The 1,187-nt window shown below is 72.5% G+C and carries 1 protein-coding gene; it reads right to left on the bottom strand.

The window, feature by feature from the left end:
* On the bottom strand, positions 1-1,167 hold a 1,167-nt coding region (locus tag AC1DYI_RS36265), incomplete at its 3' end, for a YhdP family protein (RefSeq protein WP_477208924.1).
* Between the last annotated feature and the right edge of the window lie 20 nt (positions 1,168-1,187).

Genomic DNA, 1,187 nt, shown 5'->3' with positions numbered 1-1,187 from the left:
GCCGTGGCCGTTGCGCACCTGTTTGCCCATCCCCAATCGCTCGATCATGCTGCCGGCGTCGCTCATGTCGAGCTTCAACTCCAGCGTCATGCGCTTGCGCCCGGCCGCCCACAGGCCGTTGCCGGCCAGGCGTGAGTCGGCGCTGGCCAGGTTCAGGCGCGCCAGCCGCCAATCGCGCGGCGCGGGGCCGTCGGCCGGCCGGCCTTCGAGTTCCAGCTTGCCCAGCTTTTTGCCGCGCCATTCGAGCTCGTCGACGACGAGGTCGATCGCCGGTGGCGTGGTGGCGTTGGCAGCGGTGCGGGCCGCGTCGGCCGCTGCCTCGGTCGGGCTGGGCGCGTCGCCCTCGGCCGCGGGCACCGACAGACGTGCGAGGCGCACCTGCCAGCGTGGCCAGGGCGCGCCAGCGTTCGCCGGACGGAAGTCGATCTGGCCTTGCGCCGCATCGCCTTGCAGCGTGCCGTGCCAGGCTTCGCCGTCACCGCTGCCGCGCCGCTGCAGCGTCAGGTTCAGGTTGCCGAGGCGCCGGCCGCTCAACGTCAGGTTGGCGGTGCGCAGCGACAGGTCGTTCGGCAGGTAGCCGGTGACATCGGGCTCATGCGCCTCGGCCGCCGGTGCGCCAGCGTTGCGCGCCTCGGGCAGGCCGGTGCGCACGCGAGCCCACCAGGCGTCGGCATTGAGCTGGGGCAACTGCGCCGCAGCCGTCACACCATTGGCTGGCAGCGGCGGCAGCGCGGCCTCGCCGAGCGCCACCGCACCGCGCTGCACCCGTGCGCCTTCGGGCGTCAGCTGCCGTTCATAGTCCGCTTGCAGCGCGGTGCCGAGTTCGATGTGAAGCCGGTCACGCGGCGTGCTGGCCTCGGCGCTCGTGGGCAGCAGCTGGGTCTGGATGCGCAGCGGCCAACTCGCCTCGGCAGTCTTGCGCAGCGGCGCCGGCAGGTCGAGCGCCATGCCGGTCAAGGGACTGGTGATCTGCAGCTCGGTCTGGCCCTTGGTCACGCCCAGCTGCAGCTTGTACGGTGCCTGGCCCGTCATCGCGCTGGCCAGGCGCGGCACGAGGCTCAGTTCATGGGCCTGGCGCAGGCCTTCGGCACTGGCAATGCCTTGGGCCGAGAAGCGCACCACGCCGTCGCTGCCCAAGCCACCCTCGAAGCTCACGTCGCCACCCAAAGCCCGCGCGGTGCCAGGGG

Source organism: Ideonella sp. P3_A4, assembly GCF_056403075.1.
Note: the sequence above shows the minus strand (reverse complement) of the source record. Positions and strands in the feature narration are given on the sequence as shown.